We start from the raw sequence: 20847 nt of genomic DNA, 5'->3' as shown, positions 1-20847 counted from the left end.
TTCTTAAAATTTAAATCTTAGTCCTAAATCAAATCCTTTAGTATTTGGAGTTCCTAAATTGTCTATTCCAACAGATCCTGCTCCGGCAATTCCTGCTCCGTAAGTATTTACTTCTGGGTCTACTCCGCTATAATCTGTTATTGTCAATAAATTTCTCCCAGTGGCATACAATTGAGCCGATCTTAAAGATAGTTTGTCCATTAGAGAAGTTGGTAAATTATAAGTTAGCGTAACATATCTCAATCTGGCAAATGATCCATCTTCTATAAAATTCTCTGCATTTTGAGAATAATAGGTTTGATAGTAAGCTTGGTCCTTATTAACCTGAACAGTATTTGGAGCACCATTAGCATCTACCCCAGAAATAATTATACTTTCATCTCTGTTTGCCGTTTGAGCACTTAATCCGTTATATTGAAGTGCAGATTCTGTTGCATTGTAAACATCGTTACCTTGAACAATATCCAATAAGAAAGATAAGTTGAAGTTCTGGTAGCTTAAAGAGTTTGAAATCCCCAAAGTCCAATCTGGTAATCTACTAACATCTTCAAAAACTGCTGTTTCTAAACTTGGCAATCCACTTGGATTCACTACTACATCTCCGTTATCATTTCTAACTGGTCTCTTACCTCTTAATCCAAATAAGGAACCATCAAGTATTGCTGCTCCTGCAGCCGTATTATTAAATGTCCAAGAGTCTGACAGGTATACTTCATTTAGTTGTCCTGGTAGATCTTTAACCTCACTTTTATTAAGCCCAAAGTTATAATCCATATTCCATTGTAACTTAGATTTTTTCGGAAGTAATTTTACAGATACTAAGGCTTCAATACCTTTATTAATAATAGATCCACCATTTAGTGTAGCGTAAAAGGTTCCTGCAGATGGAGGAACTCGAATGTCTCTTAGTATCTGATTGTCAGATTTGCTATAATACACACTCAAGTCAAAACTTAATCTGCTTTCAAAGAATCTAGAATCTATACCAAATTCATAACTGTCTGTAAACTCTGGTTCTAAATTAGGGTTACCTACATTTACTCCATTATAAGTATAGGCCGAACTAGCTAAACCGTTAATATTTGTTCCTAAAGAACTTTCTAATGCTCCAATTGGTGCATCTTTTCCAACCTTAGCCCAAGTGGTTCTAAATTTTAGATAAGTTAGTCCTTTTGATGAAGTAATGTCTGTACCAGCATTTTTAAATAAATCTGTAATAATTGCTGAAGCTCCTATAGAAGGATAAAAAAAAGATCTCTTGTTTTCTGGTAAAGTTGAAGACCAGTCATTACGGCCAGTAGCATTTAAGAACAATGCATTTTTCCAAGAGAATTTTAATTCTCCAAATACCCCAACAGTTCTTTTTCTGGTAAGTAATTCTGAAATTGACTGGTTGGACTGAAGTACATTTCCTATACTATAAATACCAGGAGCCTGAAATCCTCTCCCATAGTTGTAAGTTGAATGGATTCTTAAGTCTTCAACAGTATTTCCTACTAATGCACTAAAGTTAAAATCTTCAGTAATGTCTTTATCATAACTTAATAAAAAATTGGAAGTGGTTCTTCTATGTTCGCTTTGAAATTGACTTATATATCCATCCCCACGATTTTCAATTAGAGATCCATCTCCTGTAATTCTTTTGCTAAAATCATTATAATAATCTGTTCCTAGTTTGTAGGAGATATTAAAGTCATTTAAGAAATCGTAACTAAGACTTATAATTCCCAATAATCTATGAACTTTGTTTGTATTAGGGCTATTAGCAATACTCCAATAAGGGTTGTCATAAGTTTGATCTGGATAGATCATTTTTTGAGAACCATCAGTATTCAGATAATCATTAATATCAACATTTACAGGATAAGATAATAAACTGCTATAGCTACTACCCGCAGAATTCCCTTGTTTGGTACTATTTGTTTCTGTTACTATATAGTTCGCTGAAGCACCAATTGTAAATTTATCTGTGAGTTTTGAAGTTGTATTTAATTTAAATGAAGTTTTATCATAACTAGTTCCACTTACAACTCCATCTTGGGATAGATCTCCAATAGAAAAGTACACAAGATTTTTTTCTGATCCTCCAGAATAACTAAGATTATTATTATAAGTAATAGCACTATCGTAAAAATCTTTAATATGATCAAAGGTTTGAGCTCCATTGCTTAACCTTTCTCCCCAAGAAAATGGAGAATCCGGATCATAACTAATAACTCCTGTTTCAGACTCTAATTGCTGACCTTGAGCATACATATTTTGAACATCTGGAGTTCCTAGAATATTATCAAAAGATACGGTACCTGAGTAAGAAATAGTACTAACTCCTGCTTTTCCTTTTTTAGTTGTAATTATCACAGCTCCTTCTGCTGCCTGAATACCATAAAGTGCTGCAGCGGCAGGCCCTTTTAGCACAGAAACGCTTTCAATATCTTCTGGATTAATGTCTGATGCTCTGTTAGTACTAGCAACTTCTAAACTCGAATTTGTAGAGTTATCTATGGGAATACCATCTACTACTATTAAAGGTTGATTATTTCCAGTAATAGAAGATCCACCTCTAATTAAGATCACGGCTGAAGAACCTGGTGCTCCACCAGAATTAGCAACGGTTACACCAGAAACTTTACCTTGTAAACCATTGACCATACTAGAATTATTACCCTCCAATAATTTATCAGAATTTACAGATTGAACAGCATATCCTAAGGCTTTTTTCTCTCGTTTAATACCAAGGGCAGTTACCACTACCTCATCCAAACTTTCAGTATCTGTGTCCATTTTAACGTTTAAAACGTCATTGTTACCTAAAACAATTTCTTGAGTTATAAAACCTAATGAGGAGAACACTAATATAGGCGAGGTTTTGTCTGGAATATTTAAATTAAATTCCCCATCAAAATTAGTAACGGTACCTTTATCTGTATCCTTAACAAAAACAGATACTCCTGGTAAGAGTATTCCATCTTTGTCTTGAACCACACCAGATATTTCTCTCTCTTGTGCCCACATTTGAAATGAGAAGAGGCACACTAAAAACAATAGTGCTTTCTGTAAATGTTTTTTCATAATTTAAGTTGATTTTAAAAAGCTCAATTCAATACTTTTTGAACAAGAGAACTATTTTGGTGTGATTATTTTTTGCACTAAGCAGTTATTGATATTGTCTTTTTAATAGCTAAGGATCTACTCCATATTTGTCGTCAGGCCTTTTTTGGAAATATGTATTTAATTACTTATTAATTCACATCCCACCACATTCTTGTGGTTAATTCATCTCCCCCTTGTTGATCAGTCGCTGCTTCAACATTCGCGGGATTATTCAATTTTTCAGAACCTGGATATACAAATCTTCTTGGAATTTGACCATTTGTTAAAAGATCTGCCACAGCAATAGGTTCTAAATTAGGATAACCTGATCTCTTCCAGTTGGAAAAGGTCTCTAGCCCATTTCCAAAAGTTGCTACCCAATATTGTTCATTAATCATTTTTAGAGCTTGTCCATTTACGAAAGGATTTTCTACTAAATAGGTGTCAATTGATTCTTGAGAAATGATACCACCTTCGCCATACATGGATAATTGTTCCATCGCAGACTTAACTCCTGCGTTATAATGGAACTCAACATCACCACCGGCTATTCCCCATCGCTCTGCTGCTTCAGCTAGCATAAATTCTACTTCTGCATAGGTTTGAAAGAAATATGGAGCGTCATAAACTACAACTCCCGACCCACCAAATAAATTTATATTTGGTTTTGAATTTGCAATTCCTCTACTAGGATTATTTATATCTTGTCCAGACTGCAATTCTGGACTGGTATCACCGTCCACTGTGGAACTTAAAACAGAAATCCGAGGGTCATTCCTTTCTTGTAAAAAGTCCAGAAAAGTTTTTGAAATTTTAACTTGAGTGGGAGCCCGTGAAGTAAAGCTTTTTGTAAGTGGGTTAACATTTGGGCCTCCATCGTTGGAGGAATTTTCATATTTAATATAGGCTATATCGGAATTACTTTCCATAACTCCACCATTTATTGCTTTTGTAGCCCAACTTTGGGCGGCAGATTCATCTACTTTTACCATTCGCATCGCTAAGCGCAACATAAGCGAATTAGAAAATTTTTGCCATTTCTCATTATCTCCACCAAACATTAGATCTGCAGATCCATAGGAATTTGGACCTCCTTGACTTAATGTTGTTGATGAACTTTCTAAAAGTGATAGCATGTCTGCATAAATATCACTTTGCTTATCATATGCAGGGAAACGAATACCCTCCAGAAAACCTTTACCTGCTTCACTATATGGAATATCCCCATAAGCGTCGGTAAGTCTACTAAATATCAGAACCTTTTGAATTCTCGCAATTGCCAAATCAGCCTCCGCCGTTGGATCTTCACTTTCTAATAATTGGGCTTCTAGATCAACAATACTTTTAACAGTAGTTTTATATTGTTCTTCAAATAGCCATTCTGTACTTCCTTCCTTATAAACAAAAGAAATATAAGAGGTATTATTCAAGTGTTGCACATTCTGCATCAAATGAATTACGTTATAAAATAAATGAGCTACATAACTACTCCCTCCAGTATATAATTGAGTATAAGTTAATTTGGTAGAAGGATCTAATTGAGTGGGTTTGGTAGGATTTACATTTATTTCATCAAATCCATCATCACAAGACCCCGTGACAAATACCATTATTAAGATTATCAATATTTTTTTCATGTTATTATTTTTAAAATTTAACATTAAAAGAAAGCCCTAAACTTCTTGTCGCTGGAATTCCAAATCGCTCTATACCTTGAGAATTCAGATTATTTAAAGAAGCTTCCGGATCAATATTATCAACCTTTTTTGAAATAAAGAATAGGTTCCTTCCTATAACAGAAAATCTTACATCGCGTAAAAACACATTTTCTAAATAACTCTTAGGCAGGTTGTAGGAAAGACTTAGTTCTCTAAACTTAATAAAATCTGTAGAGTAGACAAATTCTTCAGCGATACCAGAATTTTCTTCTCCAATAAATCCGTAGTATGTTCTTAAATTTTCAGGAGCCACAGTCATTGTAAAAGTTTCCCCAGTAGCATTATCTACTCCGGTCACTTCCAATCCTGTCTCTCTTCCTTCCAAAGTCTTTTTATGTAACCCCCTCATCATTAATTCTCTATTAGTCCCAGAGTGAACACTTCCTCCAAATTTCCCATCAATTAGAAAATTAAGTGTGACATTTTTATAATTAAATGAATTTGAGAAACCAACGGTATATGGTGCTACACCTTGACCCAAAATTTTATTTTCTCCTTGTACTGGTTTTGGAATAGAGCCACTAATGTCATAAATAATATTTCCGTTATCATCTCTTTTATATGAAGAACCGAAAATCACCCCATAATGTTCACCAACAATATGAGAGATAATCGCGTTTTTTGAACGAGACAAACTTCCATCCACATTAATAGCAGTTTCTTCGTCATCGGTGTAAACAATTTTACTATCATTATAACCAAGGTTAAAAGAAGTATTCCATGAAAAATTTTCATTCCTAATAGGATATCCAGCCACTAAAAGTTCTATTCCTTTATTTTGTAATTCTCCAATGTTAAGAATTGAGGAATTATATCCAGAAGATAAAGATGCCGCCGCTCTAACAATATCATTAGTGGTTTGATTTGAATAATATGCAAGATCTATACTTAAGCGATTACCGAAAAATCTACTATCTAAGCCAATTTCATATTCCTTTTTTTGAAATGGAACTAAATTCGCGTTCGGTATTGAATTCCCGTTTATTTGCCCAAAGGATTGTCCCTGAAATGAACCAGTAACAGCATAATCCAAATTTAAGGCATATGCATTGCTTGCTCCTCCAGCTACTTGCGCATAACTTGCTCTTATTTTAGCATAATCAATACTTTTTGGTAATTCAAAAGCCTTATTTAATAAAAAGCTACTACTTAAAGACCAATAGAAATCATTGTTGGGAGAAGTTTTTCCAGGAAAAGAAAGTGTAGAGTACCATTCATTTCTCCCTGTAAAAGTTACAAATAAGAATTCATCGTAGGCTGTTTCAAACGACCCATAAAGTGAATTCGTTTTAGTTTCGTAGAAATTATATGAAGGTTCTGGAAGTGTTGTATTATTAATATCCTCTAGACCAATAACAACAAATAAACTCCCTACAGCATTCAATGCATCATAGGATGATGTTCTGGTATTAGCTCCAATAATAGAATTCGTAGAAATTTTATCGGTCAAATCTTTATCTATTCCTAACATCAAATCTGCATCAAACAACTTGTAGGTAGACTTTCCTTGAGTCATTCTACCTGCTGGCCGGTATGCCGTCCCAAAAGGTGTAACTTGTCTTCTAGTTAACTCATAAGTATCTAAACCAGCCCTCCCAGTGGCATATAACCAATCCGTTATGTCATATTTTAAAGTAGTAGAAGCTATAAATCTATTTTTTTTGTCATCATTATTAAAGTTGTTTACTGCCCAATATGGATTGGAAATAAACTGACTAGGTTGAAATCTAAGCTCTGTACCCTCTTCATTGGATCCTGGCTTTAAATTATAAATATCTAAGCTATTAGGGAGTGTGAAGGCGACTGTATTGGCATTTCCAGGTGTATCTCCCACGGTGATTCGATTATGAACCTTTTCTAGTATATACTTTGTATTGATTGTAGATGTTAATCTTGGATTAATTTTAGCAGAAGCATTAAAGGAAAATGATTTCCTATTTAAATTAGTATTTGGGAAAATATCTTTGTTTTCTAAGTTAGAAAATGATAAACGATAACTATAAATATCTCCTGCATTTGACAACGCAACTGTATTAATAGCAGTAGTTCCAGTTTTGTAAAATTTATCTAAATTATTTCCAGTATTAGAATATGCCCTTTTAACTCCGTCCCAATTATAGACTTGTGATCCATCTAATTTAGCCCCCCAAGATTGTAAAGCACTTGTAAATGAATCATCTATAGCATTGGCCGGATCAGAAATTTCTCCAATACTTCCATCATCATTATATTCAAAACCAGGCTTTAAGGCATTATTTCCCTGTCCATATTCAGTTTGAAAATTCTGAAGATCAGTATTTACCTTGTCGAAGGTAAAAGAACTTGAATATTCAACACCCATTCCTTTTTGACCTTTTCCAGATTTGGTAGTAATCATTATAACACCGTTAGAAGCTTGTGATCCATATAGTGCTGCTGCGGAGCTACCTTTTAAGATAGAAACAGTTTTAATATCATCTGGATTGATAGAAGAAATGTCATCTCCACCATCTCCATGTTCTCCACCAAATGCACCTACTGCGGAACCGTTAGTTTGATTTATTATCGGTATCCCGTCAACAACATAAAGAGGCTGATTATTTCCAGTTAATGAACTAGCGCCACGAATAATAACCCGACTAGAACCTGAAGCACCCGTACTACTTGTTGAAATATTTACACCTGCAACCCTACCTTGTAATGAATTTATAGCACTTGTTGTTTTTACTTGAGATAAATCATCTCCTCCTACTTCAGTTAAGGAGTAACCTAAGGCTTTGGATTCTCTTTTAATACCTAAGGCCGTTACCACAACTTCATCTAATCCCTCTAGATTTTCAACTAGTGTTACATTAAAAGTATTTTTATCCCCTAGACTGAGTTCTTTTGGATCAAATCCTAAAGAGGAAATAACTAATACCGCATCAGTATTGTCTGGCGCACTTAAAGAGAACTTACCATCAATATCGGTTACGGTACCGTTACTCGTATCCTTTATATACACCGAAGCTCCTGTAACAGGCAAACCGTTACTATCTATGACTGTTCCTGTCACCATCCGCTCTTGGGCGAACGCCTGCATTCCAATAAAGCAGAGTAAAATTAAGAGTAATCGTTTTTCCATAATTTAGATCTATTTAATAAACTGTTATTGATTTTTAATTAAATACCGAAGTATTACTAAAATATTTGACTTAACAATTTTAGATGCATAATATTAATGAAAAAAATACAATTAACGTTAAAATTTATGGGTTAAAGTTAAACTTATATAAAATTTTTAGATAAGTGTCTTTATTTTTTATGATTTAAGATAGCTAAACGCACATTTTTGTGCTTTTGTAACAATTCTGAGGCTTCATTTTCATTTAATTTCAATTCTTCCATAATCATCTTAATACCGCGGTCTACCAATTTGCTATTAGAAAGTTGCATATCCACCATCTTATTACCTTTAACTCTTCCTAATTTTATCATTACAGAAGTCGAAATCATATTGAGGACAAGCTTTTGCGCGGATCCTGATTTCATTCTAGTGCTTCCCGTGACAAATTCTGGTCCCACAACCACTTCAATTGGAAATTCTACAGCATCAGCTAATGGTGAATAAGCATTATTGGTAATACAACCAGTAACCAACCCGTTCTCTCGAGCCTTTTTAACACCTCCAATTACATAAGGCGTTGTTCCAGATGCTGCAATTCCTATTAGAACATCATTTTTATTGATATTGAATTCTTTAAGGTCATCCCATGCCTGATTCTTATTGTCTTCTGCATTTTCTACTGCTTTTCTTAGGGCAACATCTCCTCCTGCTATTAGTCCTATTATCACATTATCTGATACTCCAAAAGTTGGAGGACATTCTGATGCATCTAAAACTCCTAATCTCCCACTAGTACCAGCTCCTATATAGAAAAGCCTACCATTGTCATTTGAAATCTTTGAAACAATGGAATCTACTAATTTTTCTATATTGGGAATTACTTTTTCTATAGCAACAGCAACTTTTTTATCTTCATTATTAATATTAACTAATAATTCATATGTTTCCATCTTCTCCAAATCATTATATAGTGAGCTTTGCTCAGTTGTTCTTTTACTCATAGGTGTGATTATTTATTTATAGGGAAGGTTTAGTTATATTCTGTAAAACTATTATAGGTTGTAAATTATATCAATCTAATTCTGCCGATGGAAAAAAATCTATGTTCAATGCTTTCAATCTTAATTTGTGATCTTTCAACCGCGTTGAGAATTCTTTGAAATCATTATGAGACTGAGACCAACCAATCTCTGCAACTGCTATTAATCTAGGCCAAAGACGGTTATCTAGCATTGCGTCGGTTATCACCAATTCTGTCCAAACTGGTGCCTCTACACCTATTATTTCTTCTTCTTTATCTATAAAACCATAAATATCTTCTAAAGTAACTCCAGATTTTTTACACCAGTTATTGGTATGTTCCTGGCCAGAAATATTTGCATGATCCAAATAAAAACTAGTGCAAATAGACTCTATAACCTTAGAACTGTTATGCGGAATCGTCTTCCCATTCCACCTCTGGCTTATGAGGTCTTTACTCACCTTAGCCTTAGAAACTTCTTCCCAACCAATTGGAGTTTTTCCAAAGCTTCTAACAATAGAATCTGCTTTAACTATAAAATTTTCATAGAGGTCATCTTTAATTTCATCACCTCCAATATGTATCCAAGGACCAATAGTTAATTCTGATACTTCTTTAAAAACTTCAGCTACAAAATTATAAGTTTCAGGATTAGTAAGACATAATTTACTCCAGCCCACCTTATAGCCATCAAATAGTTCAGGTGGAGATGCCATTTTCGGGTTAAGGTTACTTAGGTCTTCACAATTTAATTCTGGATATGAAACAAGAGCTGCATACGTGTGACCGGGAAGATCTATTTCTGGGATAATAACAATATGTCTCTCTTTTGCATAAGTTTGCAATTTTTTATAATCTTCTATAGACAAGTAGCCAGATCTTCCATTTTTAACTGATCCATTTCCACCTATTTCAGTAAGTTGGGGTTTACTTTTTAATTCCAACCTCCAACCTTGGTCATCTGTTAAGTGAAGGTGAAGTCTATTCATTTTATAAAGGGCCATCCTATCAAGGTGATCCTTTAAATAATCGATTCCAAAATAGCTCCTGGCAACATCTATCATACTTCCTCTCCAAGTATATTTGGGAGAATCTTGTATATGAAGTTTGGGTATTAAAATGTTTTTAGAGTTTAACGAGCCATCCTCTAAACTGGAAGGCAAAAGTTGTCTTAGGCTTTGGATTCCATAGAAAATTCCCGCTTCACTTGCAGCCTTGAGTGTTACTCCCTCTTTATTAATGTCGAGGATGTAACCTTCCTCGCCCAATTCCATTATTAATGAAAAATCCTCGACTATCCTAAAATTTCCTCGGTCTGAATTCTGCGAGATTTTACTATTTAAATTAGCTTTTAATAGTAATGTATTTAGCAGTTCTGCAGAAACTAGAGCTGATCCCGAATAAGAAATAATGTTGTTTTTCGGTATCCTATACATTCCCCTTTCCACTTTTAAAAATTGTGGCTTAGGAATAATAGCTATTGTAGGATTAGCTTCTCTAATTAAGGATGTGGATCTTGAGGAAGAACAGCCAAACACAGAGACCGTCAAAATAAATAACAGCAGGTTCTTTATATAGCTCTTCATTTTTTAGAATTTATTGGTCTATTTGGTTCTTATTTTATATCCTGAGGTAGCAAAGTATAAAATGTACAAATAACAGGGAATCACCACCCAATAGGCCTTTTGTGGAGAAGAAAGATCTGCAAAAAATCCGTAAACCAAAGGCATAATAGCGCCACCAGCGATAGCCATAATCATTAAGGAAGATCCAACTTTGGTAAATCTACCTAAACCTGAAATTGCCATTGGCCAAATTGCTGGCCAAACCAATGCATTTGCAATACCTAACAATGAAATACAGAGCACAGATACAAATCCATCTGAAAATATAGCTCCAAGACCAAGTGCTAATCCAAGAACTGCAGAGATTTTTAATGCTTTTTCTTGGGACAAGTATTTAGGAATACATAAAATTCCAATTACATAACCAACTAACATAGCAATTAAGGTATAGGTGGTAAAGAATTTTGCATTAGCGAAAGAGATCCCTTGAGCAACCCCATAACTAATTACTGTATCTCCGGCAATAACTTCTACTCCTACATATAAGAAAAGTGCTAAAGCTCCCAACAACAAATGTGGAAATTGAAAAATACTTGTTTTTTTGCTATTAGTATGTGCCAATTCTTCATCTTCTTGATCTGTATCCACTTCAGGTAAAGTTGAAAAATAAATTAAAGTAGCTAGAACGATTAGCACTCCCATCATAATTAAATAAGGGAAGATTACTCTTTCTGAAAGAAGATCCAGTTCTGCTATTTTTTGGGCAACCGGCATTACTTTAAGATTTTCGACTAAAGCATCTACATCCTTTAGCGCAATAGCACCTAAAATAATTGGAGCAATAGCACCGGCTACTTTATTACAAATCCCCATAATACTAATTCGCTTTGCAGCACTCTCTATAGGTCCAAGTATAGTTACATAGGGATTAGCAGCTGTTTGAAGGATTGCTAAACCTGTTCCTTGAACAAATAATCCTAGCAAGAACAGCTCATAAGTACGTGAGTAGGCTGCGGGAACAAAAATTAGAGATCCTACCGCCATCACTAGCAAGCCGAGAGACATTCCTTTTTTAAAACCAGTTAATTTAAGAATCCAGGCCGAGGGTAAGGCCATAACCAAATAAGCGATATAAAATGCGAAAGCCACAAAATAAGCTTCAAAATTATTTAATTCGCATGCGATTTTTAAATAAGGAATTAAAACCGAGTTCAACCATGTGACGAATCCGAAAATGAAAAAGAGGGCACCAATAATAATTATGGAACGGTTAGTTCCAGATTTTGCATTCTTCTGTGCAGCAGTATCAGAAATAGATTGATTTTTCATAGAAGGTACTCTTATGTAAGATTAATTAAAGATGATATGATCACAGTTCTTAATTCTTCGAAAACTATAGATAATGATGCTACATAAATATTATTGAAATATTCTAATCGAGCCTTCTAACGATAACATTTAAATTAAATTAAAAAAAATAAACAGCTTAATTCAAAATAGTTAACCGTCTAATATTTAGCTTTTCTACCAACAAAGAAGAAGTCTTTTTTTAATAAAACCAAATACTTCTATAATTTTTTTTGTAATCTTTTATATGTTTAGTAATTTTTTACAGTTTGGTTTGGTGAAAAAAGTCTTCAATATTTTATTCAGACATCGAATAACTTCAATATTAGATTTAAAAATTGAAATTTTAACAACTTCTCATCCATAATTTCGATTTTGCCAACCGCAGGTAAGAATATTTATACAAACCATATTAAAAAAACTATATTTGTAAACTTTAATATGATGGGTATTTATTGGCCTAATCAACTCTGAAATTGACTCATGAAGAACATACGTAACTTTTGTATAATTGCCCATATAGATCACGGAAAAAGTACTCTGGCAGACAGATTGCTGGAATTTACGGGATCTGTGACCGATCGTGAAAGTCAGGCTCAATTACTGGACAGTATGGACCTGGAACGCGAGCGTGGAATTACTATTAAAAGTCACGCGATCCAAATGAATTATACCTATAAAGGTGAAGAGTATGTATTAAATCTTATTGATACTCCTGGTCACGTAGATTTCTCTTACGAGGTATCTCGATCTATCGCAGCTTGTGAGGGCGCATTGCTAATTGTAGATGCTGCACAAAGTATCCAAGCTCAAACTATTTCTAACTTGTATCTTGCTTTAGAGAATGATCTGGAAATTATTCCAGTACTTAATAAAGTGGATCTTCCAAGTGCTAACATAGAAGTGGTAACAGATGATATCGTTGAATTATTAGGATGTAATATAGAAGATGTAATTCCTGCCAGTGCAAAAACTGGGATTGGAATTGAAGAAATACTTTCGGCAATTATAGAGCGTATTCCTGCTCCATCTGGTAAAATAGATGCTCCACTTCGAGCTTTGATCTTCGATTCGGTTTATAATCCTTTTAGAGGTGTAGAAACTTATTTTAGAGTGATAAATGGTTCTATTAAAAAAGGACAGCATATAAAATTTGTTGCAACAGGTAAGGACTATTTTGCAGATGAAGTGGGAACCTTAAGATTGAAACAGGATCCTAAGAAAGAAATTAAAGCTGGGGATGTAGGATATTTAATTACCGGAATTAAAGATGCGCGAGAAGTAAAGGTAGGAGATACAATTACTGATGCTAAAAACCCAACTACAGAAGCTGTTGCTGGATTTGAAGACGTAAAACCGATGGTTTTTGCCGGAATTTATCCTGTAGATACCGAAGATTATGAAGATTTGCGTTCTTCTATGGAAAAACTTCAGCTAAATGATGCCTCCCTAGTATTTGTTCCAGAAAGTTCAGCCGCTCTTGGTTTTGGATTTAGATGTGGATTCTTAGGAATGCTTCACTTGGAAATTATACAAGAAAGATTAGAGCGTGAATTTGATATGACGGTTATTACAACTGTTCCTAACGTATCTTATCATGCTTTTACTCATAAAAATCCAGACACAAAAATTCTGGTAAATAATCCATCAGATCTACCAGATCCTTCAAGTCTAAATAGAGTAGAAGAGCCTTTCATAAAAGCAAGCATCATTACAAAATCAGATTTTGTGGGTTCTGTAATGTCTTTATGTATTGAAAAAAGAGGTCAAATTACCAATCAAAACTATCTTACTCCTGAAAGAGTAGAATTAACTTTTGATATGCCTTTAGCAGAGATCGTATTCGATTTTTACGACAGATTAAAAACTGTTTCTAAAGGATATGCTTCCTTTGATTATTCTCCAATAGGAATGAGAGCATCTAAACTTGTAAAAGTAGATGTATTGCTTAACGCAAGTATTGTTGATGCACTTTCTGCGTTATTACACGCAGATAATGCTTATGATATTGGAAAGAAAATGTGTGAAAAATTAAGGGAATTAATCCCGAGACAACAATTTGATATTCCTATACAAGCTGCTATTGGTGCAAAGATTATTTCTAGAGAAACGGTAAAAGCTTTAAGAAAAGATGTTACCGCGAAATGTTATGGTGGTGATATTTCCAGAAAGAGAAAATTACTTGAAAAGCAGAAAAAAGGTAAAAAACGTATGAGATTAGTGGGAAATGTGGAAATTCCACAAGAAGCCTTTATGGCCGTTCTTAAATTAAACGATTAGGGAATTTATCTAATTATACAAAATCAAAAAAGGTCCCAAGCTACATAGTTTGGGACCTTTTTGGTTATAGAAATAATACTATAGAAATCACTAATCCTCAGTGCGTTCTACATCCTCTTTTTTCTGTTCTTCTTTATTTGGAATCTCTTTACCTAGATATACTAAAGCAAATCCTTCCTTGATTTCTACCTCTTGGCTATGAGATGGAATAATTTTTAAATCTCCAGTATCATTTTTTACAAATAACGGAACCATTTCAGATTCAGTCTTGGAGATCTCAATAATTCCTTCGTAATGCTCACGGCTATTCAATACGATTTCATGAATAGTTGGATATCTTCTAGATACCTCTGTAAGCTTAATAAAATCGTCTGTATGAGAGAATAATCCTTGCTCGGGGTTTCTTTCAGGATCGCTCATTTCATCGGTAGAAATAAGCCTAAAGGAGCCTTGTTCGCCAAATTGTTTCTGAAATTTATTGATCGCTGTTTTGTTAATGTCACTGTTCCCAGTTATTGCCATTAAATATCCAATATCACTTAATTCTATATTATTTAAAAGATCATCTGAATATACACTTCCTTCTAAAGCTTCAATTCCCAAGGCCTTTGCTTTTCTAATGTTCGAAAAGTTATTATCTACAACAACAACATGCCTATTGTTATCTTTCAGATATTTAGCTATAATCCTGGAGACTGAAGATGCTCCAATTATTAAGATCCCTTCAGAATTGGTGATAAATACACCTACCAGTTTTGCAAATAATCTAGCAGTTGTAGCATTCAGTAAAACGGAACATAATACGATCATGAATACCAAAGGAGTAATATATTCTGCTCCTTCCACACCTTCACTAGCAAGCTTTAATCCGAATAAAGAAGCTATACCTGCTGCAACAATACCTCTTGGACCAACCCAACTAATAAAAGCAATTTCATTTACTTTTAGTCCTGCTCCAATTGAACTTAAGATCACACCTAAAGGACGAATTATCAATACGACAGCTCCAAATAACATTAGTGCTTTGAAATTATAGACCAATAAAAGATCTTCAATTTCCATATTTGCTGCCAGCAGAATAAAAAGTATAGAAATAAGCAGCACACTCAATGATTCCTTGAAGTATAGAAGCTCCTTAAGATTTGGTAATTTGGTATTCCCCATAACCATTCCCATAATTACAACTGCCAATAATCCGCTTTCATGAGCGAACATATCAGATAATACAAATACACCTAAAACTGTTGCTAAAGTGAAAACATTTAGAAGGTAATGTGGAATTACATCTTTTTTAATTGCAAAAGCTAATACATGTGCAAATGTAAATCCGAAGGTGAAACCGAAAAGAACGATTTTTCCGAATTCGATAAGTGCTGTTTGGGTAAAATCTGCACCGCTTTCTACTCTTATAAATTCATAAACAAGTACAGCAACTAAAGCTCCTATAGGGTCTATTAATATTCCTTCCCATTTTAAAATGGAGGAAACATGCTTTTTTAAAGGTATATTTCTAAGGATAGGAGTGATTACCGTTGGCCCCGTAACTATTATTAAAGAAGAGAAAAGGAATGAAATCTCCCATGAAAAATCGTAAATAAAATGTGCGGCTAATCCTGCACCGAAAAAAGTAACGACCACCCCAACACTTATAAGTTTCAAGATTACCGGTCCCACATTTCCTATTTCACTTTTTCTAAGGGTTAATCCACCTTCAAAAAGTATTATAGCAATAGCTAAGGAAACAAAATAAAATAGACTTTCCCCTGGAAATAGACCTTCTTCTCCATTCCAAATAGGTTCTATCCATTTAGTACCATCTTCAGAAATCAATGTAGAAATTGGCCCTACAAAAAGTCCTATTAATATAAGTGGGAGAATAGCTGGGATCTTCAATTTAAAAGCCATCCATTGGGCCAATATTCCTAATATAATTATACCTGCGAGTTCTAGCATTCAAAAATTATTTTATTAAAAATGGCATTTACCATTTTTAGTTTATTCAAAAATTAGTATTCCCAATGCTCAAAAAGTAAGTATTAGTAGGGCTTTAATTCTAATTTAAAGTAAAATAGAATTAAAAATGCAAAAATAGGATGTTTCTGTTAATTAAATACAGAAGAATTTAACCTGAGTGAAAATTTTGCTTAATAGTAATGACAATCCTCAATGTTTTGTTAAAAATAATAAATTCTGAAGTTGAGCCAATAAGTAAGTATAGCGCTTTTAGTACTTTGCATCTCAAATAGCTATTTATGAAATTATATCCAATAGAAGCAGGGAATTTTAAATTAGATGGAGGTGCTATGTTTGGTGTGGTTCCAAAATCTTTATGGAACAAGACCAATCCTGCAGACAACAACAATATGATTGATATAGCTGCTCGCTGTTTATTAATAGAAGAGGGTGATAAACTCATTCTTATAGATACTGGAATGGGAGATAAACAAAGCGAAAAATTCTTTGGTTATTACTTTCAATGGGGAGATCACTCAATAGATAATTCGCTAAAACAACACGGATTTCATAGAGACGATATCACCGATGTGTTTATGACTCACCTTCATTTTGACCATTGTGGTGGAAGCGTGCAATGGAATAAAAATAGAACAGGGTATGAACCAGCATTTAAAAACGCCAGATTTTGGAGTAATAAAGATCATTGGTTATGGGCAACACAACCTAATGCTAGGGAAAAAGCATCATTTTTGAAAGAGAATATTATCCCGATGGAACAGAGTGGAAAACTTCATTTCCTTGAAAAGGAAGCCTCTAAAACCTTTACAATTTCTGAAGAACTAGGTTTTGGTGTCTTTTTTGCAGATGGACATACAGATAAACAGATGATCCCTCATATTACATATCAAGGAAAAACATTAGTTTTTATGGCAGATTTACTGCCAACTGCAGGGCATATTCCATTGCCATTTGTAATGGGTTATGATACCAGACCTTTATTAACACTTAATGAAAAAGAGCTTTTTCTAAATAAGGCTGCAGATGAGGAATTATACCTTTTCCTAGAGCATGATGCTCACAATGAAATAATTACCCTTAAACATACCGAAAAAGGTGTGAGACTAGATAAAACTTTTACTTTTAACGAATTATTTAATTAAAACTCTATATGAAAATCCCTTTTTTTAAACCCCTATTTGTTGCAGGTATAGCATTTACATTTGCTGCTTGTGGTACTACAAATCCTATTCTTATTTCTACACCAGTAGAAAACATAGATGAAATTCCTTTAAAAGTTACACCGCTCACAGATATTCAATTAAAAAATTGGGGACAGTACGATCTGGTTACAGATACTATTCCAGGAATGAGTATAAATAAGGCTTACAGTGAAATTATTAAAAACAAAACCGGAAATCAGGTTATTGTTGCAGTTTTAGATAGCGGAGTAGATATAACTCATGAAGACTTAAAAAGTGTTGTTTGGGTGAATAGAGGAGAAGTGGCCAACAACGGTAGAGATGATGATAACAATGGATATATAGATGATGTTAATGGATGGAATTTCCTTGGGGACGCAGTTAAAGAAAACTTGGAGTACACCCGTATTTATAAAAGGTTAAAGTCTAAATATGATGGAAAACCGGCAGGTGCTATAAGTTCTGGAAACAGAGCGGAGTATGATGTATATGTAAGCGCAAAGTCTGAATATGAGAAAGAATATAATGAGAATGTTCAAAATAAAACTCAATACGAACAAATAAAACAACAACTAACAATTGCGCATAAGGCCGTTTCAGCTAAACTTGGTAAAGAGGATTATACCAAGAAAGAATTGGCTGCGATGGAAGCTACTACTCAAGAAATGCAGCAGTATAAAGCTATGCTTGCTCAAATTCAGAATAACGTAAATGAGAATATCCCAGCGGCATTAAAAGAATTAAGTGAAGCTATAGATTATTTTACTAATAGAATAGATACTCATTTTAATTTAAATCTTGATGGAAGAGCTATTGTGGGAGATAATCCTTACGATATCACAGACAACAAATATGGAAATAACAAAGTGTCTGGGCCAACAAAAGATAAAGAAGATGTTAAGCATGGAACTCATGTAGCTGGAATTATCGCGGCAAAAAGAGGTAACAACCTCGGGATGGATGGTGTGGCTAATAATGTAAAAATAATGGCCATTCGCGCTGTTCCAGATGGAGATGAATATGATAAAGATATTGCCTTAGGTATTCGCTATGCGGTAGACAACGGAGCAAAAGTGATAAATACCAGTTTTGGAAAATACTTTTCTCCAAATCCTGAATTTGTAATAGATGCCTTAAAATATGCGGCTTCTAAAGATGTTCTAATTGTAAATGCAGCTGGAAACGAAGGATTAGATCTGGATACTAAAATGGTGTATCCAAACGATCAAACCCCACAAAATTCGACTGAAATCGTGAATAATGTATTAACAGTTGGAGCTTTAAATTATGAGTATGGTTCTGGTTTGGTTGCAGGCTTTTCAAACTTCGGAAAATCGAATGTAGATGTTTTTGCACCAGGAACTAAGATCTGGTCTACGACTCCAAATAATACTTACGAATATTTACAAGGGACTTCTATGGCTGCGCCTGCTGTAGCTGGTGTTGCCGCTGTAATTAGATCTTATTATCCAAAATTAACAGCTGCTCAGGTTAAGCAGATTATCATGAATAGCGGTGTTTCTACAAAAGCATCGGTGGTTGTTAGTGAGAATACATTAAACAAAAAGTTTACAGATCTTTCTGTTTCTGGAAAAATGGTAAACTTATACAACGCATTAATTTTAGCTGAAAAAGAATCGAAATAACAAATTATGAAGAGAATATTTATAGCAATTACTTTATTTACAAGCATTTGGGCTCAGGCTCAAAACAACAATTCTTATTGGCAACAAAAAGTTGACTACAAGATGGACGTGGATATGAATGTGAAAAACTTTCAATACACAGGAGATCAAGAGTTAATCTACACCAATAATTCCCCTGATACTTTAAATCGCGTTTTTTATCATTTATTTTTTAATGCCTTCCAACCGGGAAGCGAAATGGATGTAAGATCTAGAACTATCCAAGATCCAGATAGCAGAGTAGGAGATAGAATTTCTAAATTAACTGAAGCTGAGCAAGGTTATTTAAAAGTGAATTCTCTTACCCAAGATGGAGCAAGTCTTTCTTTTGAGGAAGTTGGAACTGTATTGGAAGTTCAACTAAGTAAGCCCATATTACCTGGTGAAACGGCTACTTTTAAGATGGATTTTAAAGGGCAAGTGCCTCAACAAATTAGAAGATCTGGAAGAAATAACGCTGAAGGAGTAGCGCTTTCTATGACACAGTGGTATCCTAAAATGGCAGAATATGATTTCCAAGGATGGCATGCAGATCCGTACATAGGCCGTGAATTTCACGGAGTATGGGGAGATTTTGATGTAAAGATCGCCATTGATAAAAACTATGTTATCGGAGGAACCGGATATCTTCAAAATCCGCAAGAAATTGGATTTGGTTATGAAGCCGAGGGAACGAAAGTAAAAAAACAAAAAGGGGAGAAGCTTACTTGGCATTTTTTAGCACCAATGGTGCACGATTTTGCTTGGGCTGCAGATCCTGAGTTTATTCATGATAAAAGAACCGCTGCAGATGGAACTGTGTTACATTTCTTTTACAAAAATGATGCAGAGATAAAAGAAAACTGGAAAAACCTTCAGCCTAAAACTGAAGAATTATTGTTGTTTTTTAATGAACATATTGGGGCTTATCCTTGGGAGCAATATTCTGTAATCCAAGGAGGAGATGGTGGAATGGAATATGCGATGGCTACCTTAATTACCGGAAAACGCAGTTTTGGAAGTTTAGTTGGAGTTACTGCTCATGAAATGGCACACGCCTGGTTTCAGCATTTAATGGCAACCAACGAAAGTGTAAATGAATGGATGGATGAAGGATTCACTTCTTACATTTCAACTTTAGCTGAAAATGAGATCAGCAGTTCTAAAAATGAAAATGTATTTGAAGGTTCTTTTAAAGGATATACTAGATTAGCAACTTCTGGAGTAGAGCAACCACAAAGTACACATGCAGATAGATACAATCTTAACGGAGCCTACGGGGCCGCGGCTTACACCAAAGGTTCTGTTTTCTTAGCACAATTAGGATATGTAATTGGACAAGAAAACCTTCAGAAAACATTAAATAGATATTACGACGAGTGGAAATTCAAACATCCAACTCCTAATGATTTTATTAGAATTGCTGAAAAAGTTTCTGGAGCAGAATTAGACTGGTATTTAATAGACTGGACACAAACAATTAATACTATAGATTATGCAGTTAAAGACCTTTCTGAAGAAGGGGAAACTACAATTGTAAATCTTGAGCGTATAGGTTTAATGCCTATGCCTTTGGACGTGAAGGTTTCTTATATTGATGGAACTTCAGAAATGATCTATATTCCATTGCAAATGATGCGTTGGAACAAACCAGCTGAAAATGGTGTGGAAAGAACACTTGCTAAGGACTGGGCTTGGGCGTATCCAACTTATAAATTAAGTATTGATAAGCCAAAGAGCACTATTTCTAATGTACAAATAGATCCTGCTGGACTAATGGCAGATATCAATAGAGAGAATAATGAGTTAAAGCAAGCTGTTACAGCAGAAGAGAAGTAATATTTCTTAACTATTATCATCTTTAAATTTAAAAGAAAATCCGTTTTGGGAATTCCCAAAGCGGATTTTTTTAATTTAGCCGA

The 20847-nt window shown here is 34.3% G+C and carries 11 protein-coding genes; 4 read left to right on the top strand and 7 right to left on the bottom strand.

Annotation, left to right across the window (positions count from 1 at the left end; genetic code table 11):
• Positions 1-3: 3 nt before the first annotated feature.
• The 6 genes from I130_RS05800 to I130_RS05775 all read right to left on the bottom strand — a co-directional run bounded on the left by I130_RS05800 (position 4) and on the right by I130_RS05775 (position 11808).
• On the bottom strand, positions 4-3069 hold the full coding sequence (locus I130_RS05800; RefSeq protein WP_034920388.1) for a SusC/RagA family TonB-linked outer membrane protein: 3066 nt from the start codon (positions 3067-3069) through the stop codon (positions 4-6).
• Between the two features lie 170 nt (positions 3070-3239).
• The gene (locus I130_RS05795) at positions 3240-4727 is read right to left on the bottom strand and encodes a SusD/RagB family nutrient-binding outer membrane lipoprotein (RefSeq protein WP_034920510.1); all 1488 of its coding nucleotides are present in this window, start codon (positions 4725-4727) and stop codon (positions 3240-3242) included.
• 10 nt (positions 4728-4737) lie between these two features.
• Positions 4738-7911 (bottom strand): SusC/RagA family TonB-linked outer membrane protein, encoded by a 3174-nt coding sequence (locus I130_RS05790; RefSeq protein WP_034920385.1) that lies wholly within the window; start codon positions 7909-7911, stop codon positions 4738-4740.
• A gap of 170 nt (positions 7912-8081) precedes the next feature.
• Entirely contained in the window at positions 8082-8894 is an 813-nt protein-coding gene (gene murQ / locus I130_RS05785; protein ID WP_034920383.1) for an N-acetylmuramic acid 6-phosphate etherase, read from the bottom strand.
• A 70-nt stretch (positions 8895-8964) separates the two neighbouring features.
• The gene (locus I130_RS05780) at positions 8965-10500 is read right to left on the bottom strand and encodes a beta-N-acetylhexosaminidase (protein WP_083932866.1); all 1536 of its coding nucleotides are present in this window, start codon (positions 10498-10500) and stop codon (positions 8965-8967) included.
• A gap of 18 nt (positions 10501-10518) precedes the next feature.
• Positions 10519-11808 carry a sugar MFS transporter gene (locus tag I130_RS05775; RefSeq protein WP_034920381.1) on the bottom strand — a complete coding sequence of 430 codons (1290 nt, stop codon included), beginning with the start codon at positions 11806-11808 and terminating at the stop codon, positions 10519-10521.
• Positions 11809-12309: 501 nt separating this feature from the next.
• On the opposite strand from I130_RS05775, the gene lepA reads away from it, so the two are divergent.
• Positions 12310-14106: a translation elongation factor 4 gene (lepA, locus tag I130_RS05770; protein ID WP_034920380.1), complete on the top strand. Its 1797-nt coding sequence runs from the start codon at positions 12310-12312 to the stop codon at positions 14104-14106.
• Between the two features lie 90 nt (positions 14107-14196).
• Here lepA and I130_RS05765 read toward each other — a convergent pair whose 3' ends face one another.
• Positions 14197-16059: a cation:proton antiporter gene (locus tag I130_RS05765; protein WP_034920378.1), complete on the bottom strand. Its 1863-nt coding sequence runs from the start codon at positions 16057-16059 to the stop codon at positions 14197-14199.
• 299 nt (positions 16060-16358) lie between these two features.
• Here I130_RS05765 and I130_RS05760 point away from each other — a divergent pair, with 299 nt between their 5' ends.
• From I130_RS05760 to I130_RS05750, 3 genes are read left to right on the top strand one after another with little or no spacing between them, the layout of a single operon-like run.
• A complete protein-coding gene (locus tag I130_RS05760; protein ID WP_034920376.1) occupies positions 16359-17222 on the top strand; it encodes an MBL fold metallo-hydrolase in 864 nt (287 codons plus the stop codon).
• Positions 17223-17230: 8 nt separating this feature from the next.
• Entirely contained in the window at positions 17231-18907 is a 1677-nt protein-coding gene (locus tag I130_RS05755) for a S8 family peptidase (RefSeq protein ID WP_034920374.1), read from the top strand.
• Positions 18908-18913: 6 nt separating this feature from the next.
• Positions 18914-20764, top strand: coding sequence for a M1 family metallopeptidase (locus tag I130_RS05750; RefSeq protein WP_034920372.1), 1851 nt, complete (start codon positions 18914-18916; stop codon positions 20762-20764).
• Positions 20765-20847: the final 83 nt, after the last annotated feature.

The sequence above is a fragment of the Gillisia sp. CAL575 genome (assembly GCF_000403785.1).
GTDB lineage: Bacteria > Bacteroidota > Bacteroidia > Flavobacteriales > Flavobacteriaceae > Gillisia.
Note: the sequence above shows the minus strand (reverse complement) of the source record. Positions and strands in the feature narration are given on the sequence as shown.

What these genes read in the sequence shown, in the direction of transcription:
- I130_RS05800 (WP_034920388.1), bottom strand. Translation starts at nt 3,069, where the DNA reads ATGAAAAAACATTTACAGAAAGCACTATTGTTTTTAGTGTGCCTCTTC.
- I130_RS05795 (WP_034920510.1), bottom strand. Translation starts at nt 4,727, where the DNA reads ATGAAAAAAATATTGATAATCTTAATAATGGTATTTGTCACGGGGTCT.
- I130_RS05790 (WP_034920385.1), bottom strand. Translation starts at nt 7,911, where the DNA reads ATGGAAAAACGATTACTCTTAATTTTACTCTGCTTTATTGGAATGCAG.
- murQ (WP_034920383.1), bottom strand. Translation starts at nt 8,894, where the DNA reads ATGAGTAAAAGAACAACTGAGCAAAGCTCACTATATAATGATTTGGAG.
- I130_RS05780 (WP_083932866.1), bottom strand. Translation starts at nt 10,500, where the DNA reads ATGAAGAGCTATATAAAGAACCTGCTGTTATTTATTTTGACGGTCTCT.
- I130_RS05775 (WP_034920381.1), bottom strand. Translation starts at nt 11,808, where the DNA reads ATGAAAAATCAATCTATTTCTGATACTGCTGCACAGAAGAATGCAAAA.
- lepA (WP_034920380.1), top strand. Translation starts at nt 12,310, where the DNA reads ATGAAGAACATACGTAACTTTTGTATAATTGCCCATATAGATCACGGA.
- I130_RS05765 (WP_034920378.1), bottom strand. Translation starts at nt 16,059, where the DNA reads ATGCTAGAACTCGCAGGTATAATTATATTAGGAATATTGGCCCAATGG.
- I130_RS05760 (WP_034920376.1), top strand. Translation starts at nt 16,359, where the DNA reads ATGAAATTATATCCAATAGAAGCAGGGAATTTTAAATTAGATGGAGGT.
- I130_RS05755 (WP_034920374.1), top strand. Translation starts at nt 17,231, where the DNA reads ATGAAAATCCCTTTTTTTAAACCCCTATTTGTTGCAGGTATAGCATTT.
- I130_RS05750 (WP_034920372.1), top strand. Translation starts at nt 18,914, where the DNA reads ATGAAGAGAATATTTATAGCAATTACTTTATTTACAAGCATTTGGGCT.